This window comes from Kitasatospora sp. NPDC005856 (genome assembly GCF_040629945.1).
Classification (GTDB): Bacteria; Actinomycetota; Actinomycetes; order Streptomycetales; family Streptomycetaceae; genus Kitasatospora.
On the sequence record NZ_JBEXWT010000029.1, the window covers coordinates 68893 to 90664 of the forward strand.

The 21772-nt window shown below is 74.1% G+C and carries 20 protein-coding genes; 9 read left to right on the forward strand and 11 right to left on the reverse strand.

What is annotated here, in order from left to right; all coding sequences use genetic code 11:
- Positions 1 to 204 precede the first annotated feature (204 nt).
- Positions 205 to 546 carry a hypothetical protein gene (locus tag ABZ449_RS19365; protein WP_360347147.1) on the reverse strand — a complete coding sequence of 114 codons (342 nt, stop codon included), beginning with the start codon at positions 544 to 546 and terminating at the stop codon, positions 205 to 207.
- A 104-nt stretch (positions 547 to 650) separates the two neighbouring features.
- On the reverse strand, positions 651 to 1229 hold the full coding sequence (locus ABZ449_RS19370) for an SRPBCC family protein (protein ID WP_360347149.1): 579 nt from the start codon (positions 1227 to 1229) through the stop codon (positions 651 to 653).
- Positions 1230 to 1479: 250 nt separating this feature from the next.
- Here ABZ449_RS19370 and ABZ449_RS19375 point away from each other — a divergent pair, with 250 nt between their 5' ends.
- The gene (locus ABZ449_RS19375; protein ID WP_360347151.1) at positions 1480 to 2412 is read left to right on the forward strand and encodes a LysR family transcriptional regulator; all 933 of its coding nucleotides are present in this window, start codon (positions 1480 to 1482) and stop codon (positions 2410 to 2412) included.
- Positions 2413 to 2422: 10 nt separating this feature from the next.
- Here the strand turns inward: ABZ449_RS19375 and ABZ449_RS19380 are convergent, their stop codons facing one another.
- From ABZ449_RS19380 to ABZ449_RS19390, 3 genes are all read right to left on the reverse strand, one after another.
- The gene (locus ABZ449_RS19380; protein ID WP_360347153.1) at positions 2423 to 2806 is read right to left on the reverse strand and encodes a hypothetical protein; all 384 of its coding nucleotides are present in this window, start codon (positions 2804 to 2806) and stop codon (positions 2423 to 2425) included.
- Between the two features lie 133 nt (positions 2807 to 2939).
- Positions 2940 to 3227, reverse strand: coding sequence for a GNAT family N-acetyltransferase (locus tag ABZ449_RS19385; RefSeq protein WP_360347155.1), 288 nt, complete (start codon positions 3225 to 3227; stop codon positions 2940 to 2942).
- A gap of 53 nt (positions 3228 to 3280) precedes the next feature.
- A complete protein-coding gene (locus ABZ449_RS19390) occupies positions 3281 to 4063 on the reverse strand; it encodes a crotonase/enoyl-CoA hydratase family protein (RefSeq protein ID WP_360347157.1) in 783 nt (260 codons plus the stop codon).
- A gap of 157 nt (positions 4064 to 4220) precedes the next feature.
- Here ABZ449_RS19390 and ABZ449_RS19395 point away from each other — a divergent pair, with 157 nt between their 5' ends.
- Positions 4221 to 5567: a PLP-dependent aminotransferase family protein gene (locus ABZ449_RS19395; RefSeq protein WP_360347159.1), complete on the forward strand. Its 1347-nt coding sequence runs from the start codon at positions 4221 to 4223 to the stop codon at positions 5565 to 5567.
- Between the two features lie 72 nt (positions 5568 to 5639).
- On the opposite strand, the gene ABZ449_RS19400 is transcribed toward ABZ449_RS19395, so the two are convergent.
- A complete protein-coding gene (locus ABZ449_RS19400) occupies positions 5640 to 6617 on the reverse strand; it encodes a YafY family protein (RefSeq protein ID WP_360347161.1) in 978 nt (325 codons plus the stop codon).
- 95 nt (positions 6618 to 6712) lie between these two features.
- Between ABZ449_RS19400 and ABZ449_RS19405 the strand changes: the two genes are divergently transcribed.
- A complete protein-coding gene (locus ABZ449_RS19405) occupies positions 6713 to 7255 on the forward strand; it encodes a DinB family protein (RefSeq protein ID WP_360347163.1) in 543 nt (180 codons plus the stop codon).
- A 93-nt stretch (positions 7256 to 7348) separates the two neighbouring features.
- Here ABZ449_RS19405 and ABZ449_RS19410 read toward each other — a convergent pair whose 3' ends face one another.
- Positions 7349 to 7564, reverse strand: coding sequence for a heavy-metal-associated domain-containing protein (locus tag ABZ449_RS19410; protein WP_360347165.1), 216 nt, complete (start codon positions 7562 to 7564; stop codon positions 7349 to 7351).
- A gap of 349 nt (positions 7565 to 7913) precedes the next feature.
- Between ABZ449_RS19410 and ABZ449_RS19415 the strand changes: the two genes are divergently transcribed.
- The 3 genes from ABZ449_RS19415 to ABZ449_RS19425 all read left to right on the forward strand — a co-directional run bounded on the left by ABZ449_RS19415 (position 7914) and on the right by ABZ449_RS19425 (position 9821).
- Entirely contained in the window at positions 7914 to 8054 is a 141-nt protein-coding gene (locus ABZ449_RS19415; protein WP_360347167.1) for a hypothetical protein, read from the forward strand.
- Positions 8051 to 8752, forward strand: coding sequence for a DUF3152 domain-containing protein (locus ABZ449_RS19420; protein ID WP_360347169.1), 702 nt, complete (start codon positions 8051 to 8053; stop codon positions 8750 to 8752). Before ABZ449_RS19415 ends, ABZ449_RS19420 begins: the two co-directional genes overlap by 4 nt.
- Positions 8753 to 8921: 169 nt before the next feature.
- Positions 8922 to 9821 (forward strand): glutaminase, encoded by a 900-nt coding sequence (locus tag ABZ449_RS19425; RefSeq protein WP_360347206.1) that lies wholly within the window; start codon positions 8922 to 8924, stop codon positions 9819 to 9821.
- 160 nt (positions 9822 to 9981) lie between these two features.
- On the opposite strand, the gene glmS is transcribed toward ABZ449_RS19425, so the two are convergent.
- Both glmS and ABZ449_RS19435 read right to left on the reverse strand, forming a co-directional pair.
- Positions 9982 to 11808 carry a glutamine--fructose-6-phosphate transaminase (isomerizing) gene (gene glmS / locus ABZ449_RS19430; protein WP_360347171.1) on the reverse strand — a complete coding sequence of 609 codons (1827 nt, stop codon included), beginning with the start codon at positions 11806 to 11808 and terminating at the stop codon, positions 9982 to 9984.
- A gap of 45 nt (positions 11809 to 11853) precedes the next feature.
- Positions 11854 to 12129, reverse strand: coding sequence for a hypothetical protein (locus ABZ449_RS19435; protein WP_355254796.1), 276 nt, complete (start codon positions 12127 to 12129; stop codon positions 11854 to 11856).
- Between the two features lie 217 nt (positions 12130 to 12346).
- Between ABZ449_RS19435 and asnB the strand changes: the two genes are divergently transcribed.
- The 3 genes from asnB to ABZ449_RS19450 all read left to right on the forward strand — a co-directional run bounded on the left by asnB (position 12347) and on the right by ABZ449_RS19450 (position 17297).
- Positions 12347 to 14197: an asparagine synthase (glutamine-hydrolyzing) gene (asnB, locus tag ABZ449_RS19440; RefSeq protein WP_360347174.1), complete on the forward strand. Its 1851-nt coding sequence runs from the start codon at positions 12347 to 12349 to the stop codon at positions 14195 to 14197.
- A 379-nt stretch (positions 14198 to 14576) separates the two neighbouring features.
- Positions 14577 to 15695 carry a hypothetical protein gene (locus tag ABZ449_RS19445; RefSeq protein WP_360347176.1) on the forward strand — a complete coding sequence of 373 codons (1119 nt, stop codon included), beginning with the start codon at positions 14577 to 14579 and terminating at the stop codon, positions 15693 to 15695.
- Between the two features lie 162 nt (positions 15696 to 15857).
- Entirely contained in the window at positions 15858 to 17297 is a 1440-nt protein-coding gene (locus ABZ449_RS19450) for a pyridoxal-dependent decarboxylase (RefSeq protein ID WP_360347178.1), read from the forward strand.
- Positions 17298 to 17365: 68 nt separating this feature from the next.
- On the opposite strand, the gene ABZ449_RS19455 is transcribed toward ABZ449_RS19450, so the two are convergent.
- Together ABZ449_RS19455 and ABZ449_RS19460 are read right to left on the reverse strand one after the other, a co-directional pair.
- Positions 17366 to 17605 (reverse strand): hypothetical protein, encoded by a 240-nt coding sequence (locus ABZ449_RS19455; protein WP_360347180.1) that lies wholly within the window; start codon positions 17603 to 17605, stop codon positions 17366 to 17368.
- 112 nt (positions 17606 to 17717) lie between these two features.
- Positions 17718 to 21653 (reverse strand): amino acid adenylation domain-containing protein, encoded by a 3936-nt coding sequence (locus ABZ449_RS19460; RefSeq protein WP_360347182.1) that lies wholly within the window; start codon positions 21651 to 21653, stop codon positions 17718 to 17720.
- Positions 21654 to 21772 lie beyond the last annotated feature (119 nt).

Here is a 21772-nt window from a genome sequence, read left to right on the forward strand (position 1 = left end):
ACGGCGGCCCGGCCCACCAGGCGATCGTGGACCTCCTGCTCGCCCACGGCGCCGACCCGCACCTCCCCGACGCCGACGGCGTCACCGCCCGCGCCCACGCCGAGCGCCGCGGCTTCCGCACCGTCGCCGAGGCGCTGCGTCGCCCCGGTGCCCGGGCGGCCGGGCGGCCGGGCGGCCGGCTGACGGTCGGCCCCCGCGGATCGGCTACTCCCATTCGTCCGTTCCGCCCAGCAGTTCGACCAGCAGCAGGCCTGGATCGTCCTGCTCGGCGTCCCACCGGTCATAGGTGGGATCCAGGAGGATCATCACCGGGACCAGCCACGACAGCCGGTAGCGGAACTCGACCGGTGGCTGTCCCGGCCGGTTGACGGTGAGGCGGCAGCGCACCAGGCCGGTGTGGCGGATCTCGGTCCGGTCGTCCACCACCGTGGACCAGTCGTCGATGTGCAGGATCCGCTCACCGTCCGCCTCGCGCACCACGGCGAGCAGCCGGCCGAGCTTTCCCGTCCAGATGACCTCGGAGCCCGCCCCGTTCACGCGTGCCACGTCACCGTTCCTTCCGTGCGGACGGCACGGCCCGGTGGACGTGCCCGTGGTGCCGGCCGCCCGGTTCCCGGCCCGAGAGCGGCGGACCGGGCGGCCGGACGGGGTCAGCGCTCCTGCTCGGCCAGTGACTTGATGCCTTCGAGTGTGGTCGTCATGCCGGTGCGCAGCTCGTTCAGCCGGAAGTCGACGATCCGCTCCTCCAGCTCCGGCTTGGCGTCGATGACCAGGCTGGCGCCGCTGCGGCCCGGGCCGATCACCACCGACTGGAGCAGCCGGGTGCCGCCGTTCTCGGGAGTCAGCTCGAAGCGCCACCGGGCCAGTGCCCCACCGAGGTCGGACACCGGCTCGCCGTAGCGGCCGTCCACGTCCATCACGCCCCAGGCGAAGACACACCGGCCGTCCGGCCCGTCCGGTCCCGGCCCGTCGGCCGTCCCGTCATCCGACCCGGTCAGCTCCGTCACCTCGGACACCGTGCGCCAGTCGGGCATGTCCGCGCGGCTGTTGTGCCCCTCGAAGCGGGCACCCACCGCGGGGGCGTCCGCGCCGCCCAGCCAGGCGACCCGCCGCAGCTCCGGGCTGAGCCGGGCCGGCAGTCCGATGTCCGTCACCAGCTCCCACACCCGCTCCACCGGTGCCCCGACGAACACCTCGCACTGCGTACCCGGACCATCGGAGTACCGCATGTCCGCTCCCCCTCCGTCACTTGTCACCGCTCTCGCACAGCGAGGTGCACACAAGTGCGCACCGGCGTGCTCGCGTCCTGCAGAAATGCGGGTCGACACCCGCCCGTGCCCCCGCCACGGCGTCCGGAACGCCGACGAGGACAGCGGGCGGGTTGCCGCCCTGGGCCCTGGATCGATGATCGATCCGACGGAACACCCAAGTCAATCCGCCGATTTACTGGGGAACCCCCAAGCGATACCTTGGACCTCCGTGACCATCGACGACCTCCGCGTCTTCGCCGCCGTCTGCCGGGCGGGCTCGCTCAGCGCCGTCGCCCGCGACCTCGGCTGCACCCAGTCCGCCGTCAGCCAGCACGTGAAGCGGCTCGAACGGGAGATCGGCGTCGCCCTGATCGAGCGCCATCCGCGCGGGGTCGTCCCCACCAAGGCGGGGAGCCTGCTGCGCGCGGCGGTCGCCACCGGGCTCGGCGGCATCGACCACGCGCTGCACCGGATCGCCGAACTCGCGCGCGGCGAGGGCGGATCCGTACGGATCACCACCGGGGCCACCAGCATCCGGCACTTCATGTCCGCCGCCGTGGTGGACTTCCGACGCCGCTTCCCCCGGGTCAGCCTGGAGTTCCAGACCGAGGTCTCCAGCCGCAGTTGCCTGGAGTCGCTCAACGCCGGCCGGGCCGACCTCGCCTGGATCACCCTCGGCGTCCCGGTCCGGGGCATCGACCAGCGGCCGGTGGTCGACCTGCCCTGGGTGCTCGCGGTCGCGGCGGGCGACCCGCTCGCCGCCCGGGACCGGATCGGGCCCGCCGACCTCCAGGACGCCCGGCTGATCGGGCTGCCGCAGAACTCCGTCTCCCGCTCCCAGGTCGAGGCCTGGCTGGGGAAGTCGGGAGTCCGGCCGGTCTTCGACACCAGCGTCGCGGACTGGGACACCGCGATCCTGCTCGCCGAACTCGGCCTCGGCCACGCCGTCGTCCCCGCCCTCCCGCAGTGGCAGGGCCCCGGCCATCCCGGCCTGCGGCTGCTGCCGCTGCCCGACCTGCCCGCCCTCACCGCCGGCTGGGCCGTCCGGGACTGGGACAACCTCGGCCCGCTCGCCCGCGCCTTCGCCGACACCGTCGCCGCCCACTGCGGCCGCGGAACCCCGCCGGCCGTCGGACCGGAGGAGGGGAGCGCCCGGGTGTGACCGGCCGCCGCTACCCCTCGTCCGGCCGGGCCGTCCCGTCCCCGGCCGACAGGACACCTCCGAGCGGCATCCACACCCTGTCCCAGGACGTCGCCGTCCGCAGAGGGGCGAAGTCCTCCGGCAGGACGTCCACCAGGCCGCGCACGCGGTCCCCGCCCAGGACGGCGATCGCCACCTCGCAGCGCAACTGCCGTGGCAGCTCCGGCCGGTGGACCGGTGGATGCCACAGCGTCGGCCGAAGCCAGTGCCGCCCCTGCGGATCGGCACGGGCCCGCACCCACGCCCGGCCCGACCGCCGGTCGAGGCCGAGCCCTTCCGCCCGCTCCTCGAGCCGCAGGAGCGTGGGTGTGTCGATCACCTTGACGTCGCCGGGGAGTTGCTCGTAGGTGTCCATCGCTCCATGATGACCGGTGCCACCCGATGACCACCGCACGAGCGTCGCCCCGCTCACCGCACCAGCGCCGTCCGCTCACCGCGCGTGCGCCGCGCGACAGCCCGCAGCCGGGCCGCCCGGCGGCCGCCGAAGCTCAGCGGCCGTAGAAGGAGTGGCCGCACCCGATCTCCGTGAAGCCCCGGCGGCCGTACCAGGCGCGCGGCCAGTCCGCCGTGTCCGCGAGCAGGAACAGCCGGGGGATGCCGGCCTCGGCGGCCAGCGCCAGGCCGGTCGCCAGCAGGGTGTCGCCGTACCCCGCGCCGCGGTGCCGCGAGCCGGTCACCAGGTCCTCCAACTGGGCGAGCCCGACGTCCGGTTCGAGGTAGAGGTCGCTCCAGGCCGCGACCTCTCCGTCCGGTGTCCGCGCGGCCAGGAAGTGCACCCGCCCGGCACCGCGCAGCCGGGCAGCGCGGCAACGGCTTTTCCGGTGCCGCCTCAGGAGGCCGCGCCGGAGGACGAGCGCTCCAGGAAGCGCCGGATGCCGTCCCGAACGCCGTCGGTCGGCACGGTCCCCGCGAAGGCCGCCGCCTCCACCGCGAGTCCCTCGTCGATCGGCAGGTTGATGCCCCTGGTCACGGCCCGCAGGCAGGCGGCCACGGCCGTCGGCGCGTGACGGACGATCCGCTCGGCCAGGTGCCGCGCCGAGTCCAGCAGTTCGTCCGCCGGGACGACCGAGTTGACCAGGCCGATCCCGGCGGCGCGAGCGGCCGGGATCGGGTCACCGGTGAGGATCATCTCCAGGCCGCGCTTGCGGCCGACGTGCCGCGGCAGCCGCTGCGAACCACCGAAGGGCGGCGGGAAGCCGAGCGAGATCTCCGGCTTGGCGAAGGTCGCGTGCTCGGCCGCGACGGCCAGCGGCGCCGCCTCGGTGATTTCACAACCACCGCCGTAGGCAAGGCCGTTGACGGCCACGATGACCGGCTTGGGGAACTCCTCGATCCGCCGGGTGAGGGTGTGCCCGCGCCGGACGAACTCGCGCAGCGCCCGCTCGGGACCGCCCGCGATGCTGGCCGCCAGGGACGGGATGTCGGCACCGGCGCTGAACGCCCGGCCGCCGGCACCGGTGAGGATCACGGCGCGGACGGTGTCGTCGGCGTCGATCCGGTCGAGTTCGGCGAGCAGCGCGTCGATCGTCGGATAGTCGAGCGCGTTGAGCTTCTTCTCCCGGTCGATGGTGAGGGTGACGACGTGCCGGTCCCGCTCGCTGCGGATGGTCATGGGCGCGTGCTCCGTTCCTGCTCGCTGCTGGATGTGACGAGGCTAGGAACACCCGCCCAGGACAATCCACTTATTGTCCTGGATACACTCGGGCACACGCCCGTGCACGCCCGTGCACCCCCGTGCACGCCCGCACCTCCACTCCCGGGAACGGCAGGTGACCCGACCCGTGCGACCGCCCTCCTACAAGGCCATCGTCGACGAGTACGCGAGCGCCATCCGCTCCGGCGCGCTCCCGGCCGGCACCCGGCTGCCGACCCACCGCACCCTCGCCCGCGAGCGGCGGATCGCCCTCGCCACCGCCACCCGGGTCTACGCCGAACTGGCCGCCGCCGGACTGGTGGTGGGCGAACAGGGCCGTGGCACCTTCGTCCGGCTGCGCGCCGGCTACGACGGCCTCGAACCCTCCCGCGCCCTCCCGGTGCCCCGGGTGGCCGACCTCTCCTTCAACCAGCCGCTCACCCCCGGGCAGGGCGACCAGCTGCGGCAGGCCCTGCGCGCGCTCGCCTCCTCCGGCGACGCCGAGGCCCTGCTGCGCCAGCACCCGCCGGGCGGTCACCGGCACGACCGGGCCGCGGTGGCCACCCACCTGCTGGACCGCGGGATCGACACCGCCCCCGAGAACGTCCTGCTCACCAGCGGGGCGCAGCAGGCCCTGGACTGCGTGCTGCGCACGCTCACCCGCCCCGGGGACGTCCTCGCCGTGGACGCGCTCGGCTACCCGGGCATCAAGCTGCTCGCCACCGCCCACGGGCTGGACCTGGCCCCCGTCCCGGTCACCGAGGCGGGCCCGGACCTCGACGCGCTCGACCGGCTCTGCCGCGCCCGGCCGGTACGGGCGGTGTACACCCAGCCGACCGTCCACAACCCGCTCGGCTGGGTGCTCGGCCCGGCGCAGCGCGAGCGCCTCGTCCGACTCGCCGCCGACCACGGCTTCACCCTGATCGAGGACGGCACCTACGCCTTCCTGGAGGCCGCGCCGCCTCCGCCGCTGCAGGCCCTGGCCCCCGGACGCACCTGCTACGTGGCCGGCCTCTCCAAGAGCGTGGCACCGGGCCTGCGGTTCGGCTTCGCCGTCCTGCCCGACCACCTGCTCAGGGCCGCCACCACCACCCTGCGCACGGCGGCCTGGGGTGCCCCCGGCCTGATCACCGCCCTCGCCACCGGGTGGCTCACCGACGGCACGGTCGCCCGCCTGGAACGGGAGCGCCGCACGGACGCCGCCGCCCGCCAGGCCGTCGCCCGCACCGCCCTGGCCGGCCTGACCACCACCGCCCACCCCACCTCCTACATCCTCTGGCTCTCCCTCGAACCCCATCAGCGCCCCGACCACGCGGCCGCCGCCCTGGCCGCCGAGGGCATCCTGATCTCCACCGCCGACGCCTTCGCCACCACCCCCCACCACCCCAACGCCCTGCGCCTGGCCCTCGCCACGCCCGCGCTCCCCACCCTCCCCGCCGTCCTCACCCGCCTCCGCACCACCCTCGACGCCATCGCCCCCTGACCGCCACCCGCCGAACCGGCCCCGCGCGCCGCCGAACACCAGAAGTCGGCCTGGCCGACTTCCCGCTCCGCCCTACTCCGCCCCCGCCCCCGCCCCCGACGCGCGGGCGAAGCGGGCGCTCCAGTCGGCGAGCAGGCTCCTGAGGGCGTCCGGCGCGAGCACCTGGAACTCGGCACCGAGCGAGCCCAGGGCCATGGCGGGCCAGTCGAGCGAGTCGGCGGTCATCCGCAGCCGGCAGCGGTGCGGGGTGACGGGCTCCACGGTGGCCCAGCGGCCGACCCTGGCCCGGACGTGGTCCGCTGACGCCTCGATCACGGCCTCCACCTGGTGCGGCCGGGGCATGCCGTGGAGGCCCGCGCGGACGAACTCCACCGCGTCGGTGGCCGGGAGGGCGCGCGGAGCGAAGCGGGCGCCGCTGCCGGAGGGCGCGGTGAGGCGGTCGAGGCGGAAACTGCGCCAGTCGGCCCGGTCGAGGTCGTACGCGACCAGGTACCAGCGGCGGTTCAGGCAGACCAGCCGGTGCGGTTCGACGTGCCGTTCCGTACCGCGCCCGTCGGCGGCCGTGTAGGAGAACCGCACCCGCTCGTCGTCCCGGCAGGCGAGCGCCACGACCGTCAGGACGTCCGGGTCGACGCCCGCGCCCGCCCGCGTCCCCCAGTCCACCGGGACGGTCATCGCGCGCAGCGCCTCCACCCGCCGCCGCAGCCGGGCGGGCATCACCTGGACGACCTTCGCCAGCACCCGCACCGAGGCCTCGGCGACCCCCTCCACCGGGCTCTCGGCCGCCGCCTGCAGCCCCACCGCGAGGGCCACCGCCTCCTCGTCGTCGATCACCAGCGGCGGCAGCGCCGCGCCCGCCGCCAACTGGTAGCCGCCGTCCACGCCGCGCTGCGCCTCGACGGGGTAGCCGAGTTCGCGCAGCCGGTCGACGTCGCGGCGCAGGGTGCGGACGGAGACGCCGAGCCGGTCGGCCAGTTCCCCACCCGGCCAGTAGCGGTGGGTCTGGAGCAGGGAGAGCAGTCGCAGCGTCCGGGTGCTGGTGTTCGCCATGCCGTCGATTCTCCCCGGGATTCAGGACAGGAAGTGACCGCAATGGTCCGTAGCGTTGTACCTGTCCGAGGGAGCAAGGAACCGAACGGAAGGCCATGACGATGACCACGACCCCCACCACCCCCGAGCTGACCGGCGAGCGGGCCGACCTCCTGACGGCCCTGCAGAAGCAGCGGCACTTCCTGCGCTTCACCACCCGCGACCTCACCGACGAGCAGGCCGGCCTGCGGACCTGTGCCAGCGAGCTCTGCCTGGGCGGCCTGATCAAGCACGTGACCAGCGTCGAGCGGATCTGGGCGGAGTTCATCGTGCAGGGCCCGTCGGCGATGCCCGACTTCACCAACTGGACCGAGGAGGACCTCGCCCGCCGCGCGGACGAGTTCCGCATGCTGCCCGGCGAGACGCTGGCCGGTGTCCTCGCGGCCTACGCCGAGGTGGCCCGCCGCACCGACGAGCTGGTGGCCGAGCTCCCCGACCTGGACGCCACCCAGCCGCTGCCGAAGGCCCCCTGGTTCGAGGCGGACGCCGAGTGGTCGGCCCGCCGGGTGCTGCTGCACGTCGCCAACGAGACCGCCCAGCACGCCGGTCACGCCGACATCATCCGGGAGTCCCTGGACGGCGCGAAGAGCATGGGCTGAGCCCCGCCCGCACCACGGAAGCGGCACCACGGAAGCGGCGACACGGTTGCGGGGGCCCGTCGGCGACACACCCGACGGCCCCCGCCGTCGCCCTCAGGCCCGCCCGACGAAGGTGAACCCGGCCCCGTCGACCACGCTGCGGACCAGGCCCTCGTCCAACGGCTGCGCGGAGGCCACGGTGACCCGGCCGCTCGGCGCGTCGGCGCTGACGTCGGTGACGCCCGGGAGCACGGCGAGCCCGGCGCTGACCGTCTTCTCGCAGTGGCCGCAGCTCATGCCGTCGACGGCGAATACGGCGGTGGTGGACATGACGGCGCCTCCGATGGCGTTCCGGACGGGACGGGCTCGACCCGGACGGTTCGATCCGGGCGGATCGAACCCGACGGGCCGGCTCCGACGGATCGACTCCGACGAGCCGACCCGCCTACGACACCCGAATCCGACGGCGCCGCCCAGGGACACGCCGCCCGGGTGACACCATCGAGCGGTTCCGGGAACCGTCCGGGCCTCCCGTCCGACAGGACCCGTGCCGTGGCGCCCGCCACGCCCTGAACCGCTGCCGAGCCACGTCCCGTTGCTCCAGGTACAACCCTTTCGCACAATCGGGCGAAGGCCCGGCCACCGCGGCCCGCCGATCCCGTCCTGGAGCACTTCCGCCATGTCCACCCCGGCCCCGGTCCACGCCCGCCCGGACACCACCACCCAGCCGACGGCCCACGCCGCCCGCCCCACCGAGGCCCAGGTCGCACCGAGGCGCGGCACATCCGACCGCCCGGACGCGGCGGGAGCGGGCCGTTGAGGGCGCTCGCGCGGCTGCGCCACCGGAAGCCCTGGCACGGCGCGCTCGTCCTCGCGCTGGTCGCCGCACTGACCGCCGGGCTGCTCTGGTGGCAGCCCTGGAACGGCGGCGGGGACGGGGACCGGCTGGCGTTCACCACCGCGCCCGGCGGCTCCGCCCGCTTCGGCAGCGGCGAGCGGCTGTACCGCTACAAGGTGCGGGTGGAGGACGGGATCGCGGAGAGCCCGGCGCAGTTCGCCGCCGAGGTGGACGCGGTCCTCGGCGACGTCCGGCAGGGGTGGGCGGCCGGCGGCACGGTCTCGTTCCAGCGGGTGTCCGCGGATCCGGTGGACTTCACCGTCTACCTGGCCACCCCGGGGTCCACCGACCGGATCTGCGGCCAGTACGGGCTGGACACCGGCGGCTGGGTGAACTGCGGCGTCACCCACCAGGTGGTGGTCAACCTCAAGCGGTGGACCGAGCTGTCCGAGTTCTACCAGGGCCGGCCCGAGCTGTACCACGCGCTCGCCGTCAACCACGAGGTCGGCCACATCCTCGGCCACGGCCACGTCGACTGCCCCGGCCCGGGCGCCCCGGCGCCGGTGATGATGCAGCAGATCAAGGGGCTGCACGGCTGCGTCCCCAACGGCCGGCCGTACTCGGACACCGGCACGCTGCTCACCGGCCCACCCGTCCAGGCCCCCACCGGCGCGCCCTGACCCGCCGGGCCCCCACCCCCCGTCCCCGGTCCCCGCCCCGAACACGGATAATCCTGGTCGGACCGGACGCACCCGCACCGCGCGCCCGGTCCCGGTCGTGTCCGCAGTCGGTGCCGGTGGAGGAGAAGCGTTGAACGGTGTGCCCGGCGGGGAGATCCTGGACTGGCCGGTGCTGCTGGAGGCCTCCGAGGCCGCCGCCCGGGCGACGGCGGGCCGGGGGCGGGTCGCCGACTACATCCCGGCGCTCGCCACCGCCGACCCGGAGGCCTTCGGCATGGCCGTCGCCACCGTCGACGGGGAGCTGCACGGTGTCGGGGACTGGGAGCGGCCGTTCTCCGTCCAGAGCGTCTCGAAGCTGTTCTCGCTCGCCCTCGCGGTGGCCTACGGCGGGGACGCGCTCTGGCAGGGCGTCGGCCGCGAGCCGTCCGGCAACCCGTTCAACTCCCTGGTGCAGTTGGAGACCGAGCACGGCATCCCGCGCAACCCGTTCATCAACGCGGGCGCCCTGGTGGTCACCGACCGCCTCCAGACCATGACCGGCGACGCCTCGGGCGCGGTACGGGAGTTCCTGCGCCGCGAGTCCGGCAACCCGCTGCTCGACACCGACCCGGTGATCGCCGCTTCGGAGGCCGAACACGGCCACCGCAACGCCGCGCTGGCCCACTTCATCGCCAGCCACGGCAACCTGCGGAACCCGGTCGAGACCGTGCTGGAGCACTACTACGCCCACTGCGCGGTGGCCACCAGCTGCCGTGACCTGGTGCTGGCCGGTTCCTTCCTCGCCCGCTACGGCGTGCGCGCCGACGGCACCCGGTTGATGACCCGCAGCGAGGCCAAGCGGATCAACGCCGTCCTGCTCACCTGCGGCACCTACGACGCCGCCGGGGAGTTCGCCTTCCGCGTGGGCCTGCCCGGAAAGAGCGGCGTCGGCGGCGGCATCCTCGCGATACTCCCGGGCCGCGCCGCCGTCTGCGCCTGGGGCCCGCGCCTGGACCAGGCGGGCAACTCCGTCGCCGCGGTCGCCGCCCTGGACACCCTGACCACCCTCTCCGGGTGCTCGGTGTTCTGACCCCCCGGAACCGCCGCGCCCCCGAGATCCCGGCCCTCGAAATCCCGGCTGCGGGAAGAGCCGGAACGGGAGGAACGCGGGCCCCGGCCGTCCGCACAGCGACCGGGACCCGCGGGTCCGGTGCGAGCGCCCTCGGAGCGGGCGCCCGCACCGGAGGGCCCTACTCCACCGTCACGCTCTTCGCCAGGTTGCGCGGCCGGTCCACGTCGCGGCCGAGGGCGACGGCGGCGTGGTAGGCCAGCAGCTGGAGCGGGATGTTGAGCAGCAGCGGGTCCAGCTCGGGCTCGCTCTTGGGCACCAGGATGCAGTGGTCCGCGAGCTTCTCGTCCGGCCGCCGGTGGGCGACGGCGATGACGCGCCCGGAGCGGGCCTTGATCTCGCCGAGCGTGGTCAGGTTCTTGTCCAGCAGCTCGTCGTCCGGAACCAGTGCCAGGGTGGGCAGTTCGGGGCTGATCAGCGCCAGCGGGCCGTGCTTGAGCTCGCTCGCCGGGTAGGCCTCGGCGTGCACGTAGGAGATCTCCTTGAGCTTCTGCGCGCCCTCGCGGGCCACCGGGTAGCCGCGCACCCGGCCGATGAACATCATGCCGGTCGAGCCGGCGTACTCGGCGGCGAGTTCGGCGATGGCCTCGCTCTGCTCCAGCACCTCGCGGATCTGGTCGGGCAGCGCCTGGAGCGCCGAAACGATCCGGCGCCCGTCGGCGGGCGACAGGTCGTGGATGCGCCCGAAGTGCAGGGCGAGCAGCGCGAAGGCGACCACGGTGGAGGTGAACGCCTTGGTGGAGGCGACGGAGACCTCCGGGCCGGCGTGCAGGTAGATACCGCCATCACACTCTCGGGCGATAGCACTGCCCACGGTGTTGACGACGCCGAGCACCCGGCCGCCCTTGCGCTTGATCTCCTGGACGGCGGCCAGCGTGTCGTAGGTCTCGCCGGACTGGCTGACCGCCACGTACAGGGTGTCCGCCTCGATCACCGGGTTGCGGTAGCGGAACTCCGAGGCCGGCTCGCTGTGGGCGGGGATGCGGGCCAGCTCCTCGATCAGCTGCGCGCCCATCTCGCCCGCGTAGTAGGCCGATCCGCAGCCGAGGATCTTCACCCGGCGGATCTCGCGCAGCTCGCGGGCGTCCAGGTTGAGGCCGCCGAGGTGCGCGGTGGCGAAGCGCTCGTCGAGCCGCCCGCTCAGGGTGCGCTCGACCGAGCCGGGCTGCTCGTGGATCTCCTTGAGCAGGAAGTGCTCGAAGCCGCCGGTGTCGTAGGAGTCGACCTCCCAGTCCACGGTGGACGGCTGGCGGTGCGTGGTGCGGGCGTCCGCGGTGAAGGTGCGGAAGCCGTCGGCCCGTACGGTGGCCAGCTCGCCGTCCTCCAGGTGGACGACCTGGCGGGTGTAGCGGACCAGCGCGGAGACGTCCGAGGCGGCGAACATCTCCTTCTCGCCGATGCCCAGCACGATCGGGCTGCCGTTGCGGGCGACCACGATCCGGTCCGGCTGCTCGGAGTCGAGCACCGCGATGCCGTAGGTGCCGACCACCCGGCCGAGCGCGGCCCGGACCGCGTCCTCCAGCTCGACGCCCTCGGCGACGTTCGCGGCGATCAGGTGGGCGAGCACCTCGCTGTCGGTCTCGGAGCGGAACACCGCGCCGTCGGCGACGAGCTTGGCGCGCAGCTCGTCGGCGTTCTCGATGATGCCGTTGTGGACGACGGCGATCCGCTCGGCGTCGTCCAGGTGCGGGTGCGCGTTGGCGTCGCTGGGGACGCCGTGGGTGGCCCAGCGGGTGTGGCCGATGCCGGTGGTGCCCTTGAACCGGGCCGGCACGGCGGCGGCCAGGTCGGCGACCCGCCCCTTCACCTTGCGGAGCTTGATCCCGCCGGTGCGCCCGGTGACGGCGACGCCGGCCGAGTCGTAGCCGCGGTACTCCAGCCGCGCCAGCCCCTCCAGCAGGAAGGGGGTCGCGTCCTTGGGGCCGATGTAGGCCACGATTCCGCACATGCGTGGTCTCCTCTTCGAAGTCTTCGGAAGGTCGGGAACGACGGCTCAGCCGTAGACGATCCGCCGCAGCTGGCGGGCCGAGAGCTCCGGCGCCGAGACCCGGCGCTGCGGCAGTTCCTCGGCGAGCCGGGCGAAGATCCGTTCGTTGGTCAGACCGCGTGCCTGGAGCTCGGTGTGGCGGCGGCGCACGTACTCCTCGGTGCTCTCGGAGAAGTACGCCAGCACCTCCGCCACGACCCGCGCCGCCTCCCGGGGCCCGAGCGGGCTGGTCCGGGTGAGGTGGGCGAGGAGGTCTTCGTGAGGGTGGGGTGAGCTGGGCACGAGTGAGGAGCCTAGGTCGGCCGGACCGCCGAAGCCAAAGTTTCTGCCCGAAATCGGGCAGACATTACGACTTTCAGACCAGCTCCACTCCTCCTTCACATTCGACCGCCGGGCGGCCACCCGATCACCCGCGTTCGCGAAAGCCCCCTTGAAGCGGCAGCAACTCCACACGTAGCGTGACCCCCTGAACACGAAGCGGAAGACCGGAGGCTTGCTGATGTGCGGGATCACCGGATGGGTCGCGTTCGAGCGCGACCTCACCGCCGAACGGGGTGTCCTCGACGCGATGACGGCCACCCAGGCCCGCCGCGGCCCCGACGCCGGCGGCGTCCACCTGGAGCCGCACGCCGCGCTCGGCCACCGCCGGCTCGCGGTGATCGACATCGCGGGAGGCGTCCAGCCGATGACGGCCGAGCACGACGGCCGGACGCTGGCCGTGCTCACCTACAGCGGCGAGGTCTACAACCACCGCGAACTGCGCGCGGACCTGGAGGCGGCCGGGCACCGCTTCCGCACCCGCAGCGACACCGAGGTGGTGCTGCGCGCCTACCTGGAATGGGGCGAGCACCTGGCCGAACGGCTCAACGGCATGTTCGCCTTCGCGGTCTGGGACGTCCGGCGCGAGGAACTGCTGCTGGTCCGCGACCGGATGGGCGTCAAGCCGCTGTACTACCACCGCACCCCGGACGGCGTGGTCTTCGGATCCGAGGTCAAGGCCCTGCTCGCCCACCCCGACGTCCGCCCGGTGGTGGACCTGGACGGGCTGCGCGAACTGCTCGGCTACACCCGCACCCCCGGCCTCACCCCGTACCGGGACATCCACGAGGTCCGGCCCGGGCACGTCGTCCGGGTGCGCCGCGAGGGCCTGTCGGCCCGCCGCTACTGGGCGCTGGAGGCACGCGAGCACCGCGACAGCCTGGAGGCCACCGTCGCCACCGTCCGGGCCCTGCTGGACGACATCGTGCACCGTCAGCTGGAGGCGGACGTCCCGCTCTGCTCGCTGCTCTCCGGCGGCCTGGACTCCAGCGCCGTGACCGCCCTCGCCGCCCGGACACTGGGTGCCGCCGGGGCCGGCCCGGTGCGCTCCTTCTCCGTCGGCTTCGCCGGGCAGAGCGAGACCTTCCACGCCAACGACGTCCGGCAGACCCAGGACGGCCCGTTCGCCCGGCTGCTCGCCGAGCACGTCGGCGCCAACCACAGCGTCGTCGAACTGGACGCCGCCGACCTGACCGACCCGTCCCGGCGCTCCGTCGTGCTGCGCGCCCGCGACCTGCCCAACGGCGTCGGCGACATGGACACCTCGCTGCTGCTGCTCTTCCGGGGCGTGCGCCGCCACTCCACCGTGGCGCTGTCCGGCGAGTCCGCGGACGAGCTCTTCGGCGGCTACCGCTGGTTCCACGACCCGAAGACCATCGCCGTCGAGGACTTCCCCTGGGCACTCGGCCTCACCGGCATCGCCGGCGGCGGAGCCACCCCGCGCGAGCACCTCCTGGACGCCGACCTGCTCCGCAAGCTCGACCTGGACGGCTACCGCAGGGCCCGCTACCGCGAGGCGGTCGCCGAGGTCCCGCACCTGCCGACGGCGGATCCGCTGGAACGCCGGATGCGCGAGATCTCGTACCTCAACCTGACCCGCTTCGTCTGCATCCTGCTCGACCGCAAGGACCGGATGAGCATGGCCAACGGCCTGGAGGTGCGGGTGCCGTTCTGCGACCACCGGCTGGTCCAGTACGTCTTCAACGCCCCGTGGGCGATGAAGTCCTTCGACGGACGGGAGAAGAGCCTGCTGCGCGCCGCCGTCCGGGACGTGCTGCCGGCCGCGGTCGCCGAGCGGCCGAAGAGCCCGTACCCGGTCACCACCGATCCGCACTACCCGGCGAAGCTGCGGGCCGAACTCGCCCGGCTCGCCGTCCAGGGCACCTCCCCGGCCCTGCACCTGCTCGACCGGCGGCGCCTCGCCGACGCGCTCGCCCCGGACACCGACCCGCAGTCCGTCCGGCTGGCCGTCGACCTCGCACTGGACTTCGACGCCTGGCTGACGGACTACCAGGTGACGCTGGAGCTGTGAACGGTCGGGCCCCGGGGCCGTGAACGCCGGCCCCCGGACCCCGGCCCCGACCCCCAGAACTCCGGGCGCCGCGGAACGCCGGGAGCCCCGGAACGGCGGCGCGCCGGGAGCCGGGGCGCAGGCTCTACCCCCCGGACAGCGCAGGCGCCACCCCCGGACGGCGCAGGCGCCACCACCCGGACGGCGCAGTGGCCGACGCCCACGCCCCCATACTCCGTCCGGGTGATTGTGGAGGAGCCATCCCGCCCGTCCCGGACCTCCCACCGTGCGGTAGCGTCGCCGACACCTCCCGAATGGCGGGCGAATACGCGGATTACCCGCTCATCTGCCGTCAGGATGGGAGCGAAACGTTCACCTCGATCCGCCGGGGGATCCCGTCATGCAGCCGCGAGTCTTCGCGATTCTCACCGCCCTGCTCCTGGGCGTCCTGGGCCTGGGGTCGGTGGCCGTCACCGACTGGTCGCCCGCGGCGGCCGGCACGGCCCCCGCCGCCGTCACCCCCGGGGCCCCCGCCACCGGCGCCCGGCCGGCCTCGGCCGGCCCCGCGAGCGCCACCCCGACCGGCGACCCGGCGGTGTGGACCCGCTCCACGCTGCGCAACAAGCTGATGGCCGAGATGGACGCCACCGACCCCGGCATCGCACTGGCCGACCTCGACAAGATCACCAAGGAGAAGCCGTACACCGTGCGCTTCTGCCACCCGATCGCGCACGAGCTCGGCCACGCGGCGGTCAAGCGCTTCAACGCCGACTTCCAGAAGGTCATCTCCTTCCCGCACGAGACCTGCGCGGCCGGCTACCTGCACGGCGCGGTCGAGGAGATGCTCAACGCCTCCGCCCAGCCCGAGACGGACCTGCTCAAGCTCTGCGCGCCCAAGAACAGCGGCCCCTGCATCCACGGCGTCGGCCACGGCACGATGTTCGTCGTCAAGCAGGACGTCGCCAAGGCCCGCGACCTGTGCAACAAGTTCCCCTCCGACCAGAACAGGATCCGCTGCTCCGAGGGCCTGTTCATGCAGCTCTTCGGCCCGGACGAGGAGGACGAGCAGGCCAAGGCCAACCTGCCCGCCGACAAGCTGGCCCAGGACCCGCTCTACCCGTGCAAGGACCAGCCGGCACTGTTCCAGTCCGCCTGCTTCTTCTACGCCCCGACCTTCTTCCTGTCCTCGCACGACTACCCGAACCACCCCGAGGTCTACGCCGAGGCCCTCAAGTGGTGCCTCAACGGCAAGGGCAGCGGCGGTGCGGTGGACTGCAGCCGCGGCGTGGGCTCGCGCACCATGAAGTACAACCTGGACCGCGAGGACTGGGCGGCCGAGCAGTGCGCCACCGCCGCCGACGGCTGGCAGCGCAAGGCCTGCGCCGAGGGCCTGGTGAGCTACTACACGGTCAACTACACGGACGGGGGCGCCGCCGGGCGGCTCTGCTCCAAGATCACCAACAAGGAGATGCAGGGCTACTGCCGCTCGGCGAGCGGCCTGTCCGGCTCGCTGGACTGACGCCCCCGGTCTCCCGGACCGGCATCCCCGGTCTCAGCATGAGGGCCCGCGCCGTACGGCGCGGGCCTTCTTGCGTAGGATCGCCCGATCATCGCCTGATCAGGGTGCGCCAAGGGCGCCGCGCCTCGCCCCAGCCCGTCCCCGGCCTCCCTGGAGCACGCCATGACCACCGAGGACCTCCCCGGCACCGACTTCCGCCGTGCCGCCCACGCCACCGCCGACCTGGTCTCCGACTACCTCGCCGAACTGCCCGGGCGCCCGGTCTGGCAGCCCATGGACGAGACCGCCCGCCGGACCCTGCTCGACGCCCCGCTGCCCGCCGAGGGCCGCCCGCTCGACGAGCTGATCGCCGCCATCGGGCGGGACGTCCTGCCGCACCCGATGGGCAACGGCAACCCGCGCTTCTTCGGCTGGGTCAACTCCGCCCCCGCCCCCGCCGGGGTGCTCGCCACCCTCGCCGCCTCCGCGATGAACCCCAGCTCGGCCGGCGGCGACCACGCCGACGTCCACCTGGAGCGCGCCGTGGTCCGCTGGACGGCCGAGCTGGTCGGCTTCCCGCATCCGGCCGGCGGCGGCCTGCTCACCTCCGGCACCTCGATGGCGACCATCGTCTGCCTCGCCGCCGCCCGCGACCGCGCCGCCCGGCGGGCCGGCCGGGACGTCCGCGAGGAGGGCCTGGCCGGCCTGCCGCCGCTGGTCGGCTACGTCACCGGCGAGACCCACTCCTGCGTCCGCAAGGCCGCCGAACTCCTCGGCCTCGGCAGCCGTCACCTGCGCACCGTGGCCACCGGCCCCGACGGCCGGCTGGACATCGCCGACCTGCGGGCGGCCGTCGAGCGCGACCGCACGGCCGGCCTGCTGCCCTTCCTGGTGGTCGCCTCGGCGGGCACCGTCGGCACCGGCGCGGTGGACGAGTTCGGCCCGATCGCCGACCTCTGCGAGGAGCAGGGCCTCTGGCTGCACGTCGACGGCGCGTACGGCGCCTTCGGCCGGCTCGACCCGGCCATCGCCCACCGCTACGCCGGTCTGGAGCGGGCCGACTCGCTCGCCCTCGACCCGCACAAGTGGCTCGGCGTCCCGGTCGACTGCGGCTGCGCGCTGGTCCGCGACCCCGAGGCGCTGCGCGGCACCTTCAGCCTCGTCCCGTCCTACCTGCGCGACGAGGCGGCCGGCGCGCTCGGCTGGTTCTCCGAGTACGGCACCGAGCAGACCCGCCCGTTCCGGGCCCTCAAGGTCTGGGCCACCATCGCCCACAGGGGCCGCGCCGGCCTCGCCCGGGACATCGCCCGGTGCACCGCGCTGGCCCGTCGGCTCGGCGAACTCGTCGAGGCCGACGAGGAGCTGGAGCTGCTCGCCGAGGTGCAGACGTCGATCGTGGCGTTCCGCCACCGCGCCCCCGGCCTGGACGGGGCCGCCCGCGACGCCCTCAACCGCGAGCTCCCGGTCGCCGTCCAGCGGCGCGGCCGGGTCTTCGTCACCGGTGCCCGCCTCGGCACCGCCGAGATGCTCCGCGCCTGCCTCCTCAACGCCAGCACGACGGAGGCCGACCTCCACCTCCTGCTCGCCGAGGTCAAGGCCGCGGCCCACGACCTGCTCGGGTAGGCACCGGGAGCGGGCAGCGGTTCGCCGGTGCGGGCCCCGGGGCACGCACCGGCGAACGAGGGGGCTGCTCAGCCCTGGTCGGCGGGCTTCACGGCGCAGACGGCGTTGCCGAGCATCGCGCCGAAGCCGCCGAGCAGGGCGCTGGTGACGGACTTGCAGGCAGCGGCCTCCTCCGCGGTCTTGGGCCCCTGGTTGCCCGAGGGATTGACGGTGGAGGAGGCGACGGCCGCGGCCGGCTGGGCGAGGGCGAGCGGGGCGACGAGGAGCAGCGCACCGCACGCGGCGGCCCGTACGGACTTCTGGAACACGGGGAACCCCTTCGGTTCGGGACGGGATCGGCGGAAAGCCGAGCCATCCCTATCCGAAGGGGCTCCCCCGCTCACGGATCCTGGGCCGTTCGTGAGCATCCACATCATCCGATCAGCGGTCCGGGAGCTCCCCGGGGGCCGTCCGCTCCACCTCCCGGATCGCGGCGGCCAGCTCGGCCACCCCGTGCTCCCGCAGCACCCCGTAGTGGTCACCTGCCAGGTCGACCACGGTGGGCGGGGCGGCCGAGTAGCCGGTGCTGCCCTCGATGAAGGAGTAGTCGTCGCCCGCGGCCTTGAAGAGGGTCACCGGCGCGTCCAGCCGCCGCTCGGCGAGCTCGCGGAAGCTGTACTCGAACTCGTACGTCTCACCGACGATCCCGGTGATCCGCCGGATCAGCTCCTCGTCCAGCTCGGGCAGCATCCGGTGCACGCCGGCCACGAAGGTGGGCTCGTCCACCGTGTCGGCCAGGCAGCGCTCCAGGTCGGGGCCGCTGATCCGACCGGCGAACACCCCGAACAGGATGGTCAGGTAGGCCGGGTTGGCGTACGAGGCCTCGCGGCCCCACCGCCGGCCGTCGGCCTGGCGCACCTTCGGGTTGCCCGGGCAGATCAGCAGCAGCCGCTCCACCCGCTGTCCGGCCCGCTCCAGCTGCCAGGCCGCCTCGAAGGCGACCCGGGCGCCGAAGGAGAAGCCCCACAGCGTGTACGGCCCCCGCGGCTGCACCCGGCGCAGCTCGGCGACGTCGGCGGCGGCCATCTCCCGGATGGTCGGGTACGGCGTCTCGCCCGGGTTGATGCCGTACGCCTGGATGCCGTAGAAGGCCCGGCCCCCGCTCGCCTCCCGGCCGAGCGGCCGCAGGTTCATCGGGTAGCCGCCCAGTCCGGGCCAGCAGAACACCGCCCGGCCGGCATCCCCCGGGTGCAGGGGTATCAGCCGGGAGGCCGTGGCCGCCCCGGCGCGCCCGTCGACCTCACCGCGGACCCGCTCGATGCGCGCGGCGAGGTCGCCCAGCCGGGGGCACTCGAAGAGCACCTGGAGCGGCAGGGCGATGCCGAACTCCCGGTTGATCCGGTTGACGAGGGCGACGGCGATCAGCGAGTTCCCGCCGACGGCGAAGAACTCGTCCGTCACCGACACCTCCTCGTACGACAGCGCCCGCCCCCAGGCCTCGGCCAGCCACCGCTCGCACCCGGTGGCCGGCGCCACGTACTCGCCGCGCACGTCGGCCGTGCGGACGGCCTCGGAGGCGGCCAGCGCCTTGAGGTCCACCTTGCCGCTCGCGGTGAGCGGCAGGGCGTCCAGCACCAGCACCCGGTTGGGCAGCATGTAGTCGGGCAGCAGGGTGGCCAGTTCGTCCTTGATGATCTCGGCCGGGCCCTTCATGTGGACGGTGTCCTCGCGCATGCCCTCGCTGCGGATCTGCTCCTCGCTCACCTTGCCGCCGAGGAAGAAGTACGACGGGCCGGGGGTGATGCCGCGGCCGGCCAGGATCTCGTCGATGCGCCGCGAAGCGGGCAGCGGGTGACCGGACCTGGAGCTGTAGCCGGAGGACATGAAGCCCAGCGCCAGGCCGTTGCGCTGGAGACGGTGCAGCACCGTGCCGAGCTCGACGTACTCCAACCACTCCTCCTCGGCGCGGCCGACGGCCGTGATGCCGAACGCGGCCCGGGCGTAGACCGCCTGGTTGATCGCGATCACGTGCCGGGACTCCACCACCTCGTCCGAGACGTGGGTCAGCTCGCCGTCGGCGTACCGGTAGAGGCCGCCCGGCAGGCCCTCCACCCGGCCCTCGTGGGCCTGGACGTAGAGCTCGGTGCGCTCGGCCCGGGCCGGGCCACCGGCCCGGACGACCGCGAAGCCGCCCAGGTAGTGGTCCTCCTCGGCGACGTCCAGTCGGTCCTTGACCGCCGGGTCGAGGCCGAGCGGACGCACGTCCAGCCCGTACTCGGGCAGCACCTCCTCCAGGACGCCCAGCATGTGGCCGGTCTCGAACTCCAGCACCTCCCGGATGTTGTTCCGGTAGACCGGCTCGATGGCGCCGTGCTTCCCGCAGAAGTGCAGCGTCAGGTAGGCGCCGGCCGCAGGGCCCGCCGTGGCCCCGGCCGGCCCGATCCGGACCAGGACGTGCTCGACCGGGTGGTAGTAGTACAGCCCGGCCGCGAGCCCGTCCAGGCCGCCGGTCTCCAGGTAGAGCTGGGTCGCGTACAGCGCGCCGGGCGAGGCGTAGGAGTACTTGGGCAGCAGCCGCTCCTCGCTGTGGAACTGGCCGAACCACCGCAGGACGCGGCCGAGTTCGGGCAGGCTCAGCAGTTCCAGGTCACGGTCGAAGGTGCCGGTCGCGCACGGGGCGAGCAGCGCGGTGAGGTCGTCCCTGGTGACCGCGCCGCCGTCGTAGAACCGGTAGGTCTTGCGGGCGAAGGCCGCCCGGCGCTGGGTCTCGGTCTCCTTCCGTCCGGGCAGCTCGATCCGCCCACGGCCCGCCAGCGCGGCCCGGTCGCGCAGGCCCGGGTCGGACAGCTGGGCCCTGACCTGGAGCTTGCTCGCCTTGGACTGGTGGTGGCCGCCGTGGTCGCCCTGGTCCATCAGGGCGGCCTCGCGCGGGTTGAGCTCGACGCAGGCGACCAGGTTCTGGTGCCCGGTGCGGCCGTCCCCGGTGACGACCGCGGCGGAGCGGCGCACCCAGGTGTGCTCCTCGATCGCGCGGGCGATCTCGTCCAGCTCGACCCGGTACCCGCGCAGCTTGACCTGGTTGTCCACCCGGCCGGCGAACTGGAGGGTGCCGTCCGGGTTCCACTGCACGAGGTCGCCGGTGCGGTACAGCCGCTCGTCGGGGGCGAACGGGGAGCGGACGAACCGCTCCGCGGTCAGCTCCGGCCGGTTCAGGTAGCCGCGGGCCAGCTGGACGCCGCCGATGTACAGCTCGCCCACGCCGTCGGCGGCAACCGGCACCAGCTCCTCGTCGAGGACGTAGCACTGGGTGTCGGCGACCGGCCGGCCGATCGGCACCGAGCCGGCGCCGTCGGCCGGGTCGGCCGGGTCTGCCCGGTCGACCAGGTGCGAGGTGGCGTTGATGGTGCACTCGGTCGGGCCGTACAGATTGACCAGCGCGGCCTGCGGCAGGGCCCGGCCCAGATCGCGGGCGAGCCGCCGGGAGAGTGCCTCGCCACCGGAGAACACCCTGGTCAGGCCGGTGCAATCGGAGAAGCCCTCGGTGTCCAGCAGCGCCCGGAGCAGGGTGGGCACGCACTGCAGCGCCGTCACCGCGTGCTGCCGGACGGCGCCGACCAGCGCCTCCGGGTCTCGGTAGAGACCGGGCGTGCCGGCCACCACCCGGGCGCCCACGGCGGGGGCGAGGATCTCCCACTGCGCGGCGTCGAAGCTCATCGGGGTCTTCTGCAGCACGGTGACCTCGGGGTCGAGGTGGCCCTCGGAGTGCATCCAGCGCAGCTGGGAGACCACCGAGCGGTGCTCGATCATCACGCCCTTGGGCCGGCCGGTGCTGCCCGAGGTGTAGATCACATAGGCCAGCGACTCCGGCTCGACGGCCTCCTGCCCCGCCGCGTCCCCCGCCGGCGGGACGTCCTCGAAGGTGACGACCGCCGTCCCGGCCGGGGCCAGCGCGGCCAGCCGCTCGCGCAGGTGCGCCTGGGTGAGCACGATCCGGGTTCCGCTGTCCTCGATCATGTAGCGGAGCCGGTCCTCGGGGTACTCGGGGGACAGCGGGAGGTAGCCGGCCCCGGCGTACAGCACGCCCCAGGCACCGGCGACCAGCTCGACGGACGGCTCGACGTACAGGCCGACGCAGCCGTCCGGGCCGGCGCCCAGGCGGCGCAGCCGCTCGGCCAGCCGGCGGGCGGTTCCGGACAGCTCCCGGAAGGTGAGGCCGCCCACGGCGCCGAGCACGGCCGGCGCGTCGGGCCGCAGGTGCGCCTGCCCGTCGAGCAGGCCGGTGAGCGCGGTGCCGACCGGAGCGCGGCGGGCGTGCGGGACGGCGGGGGTGGCGGTGCCGGTGGTGGTAGTGGTGGGGACGGACGGGGTGTCGCGCATGGAAACGGCCTTCGGTGCGTGGACGTACGGGGACGGCCTCCTGCTCACCAGGAGTGCCGGGAACGCCACCCACCGTCGGCCGCCCGCCGTCCCGTGCGCATGAGGCACCGGTCGGGACC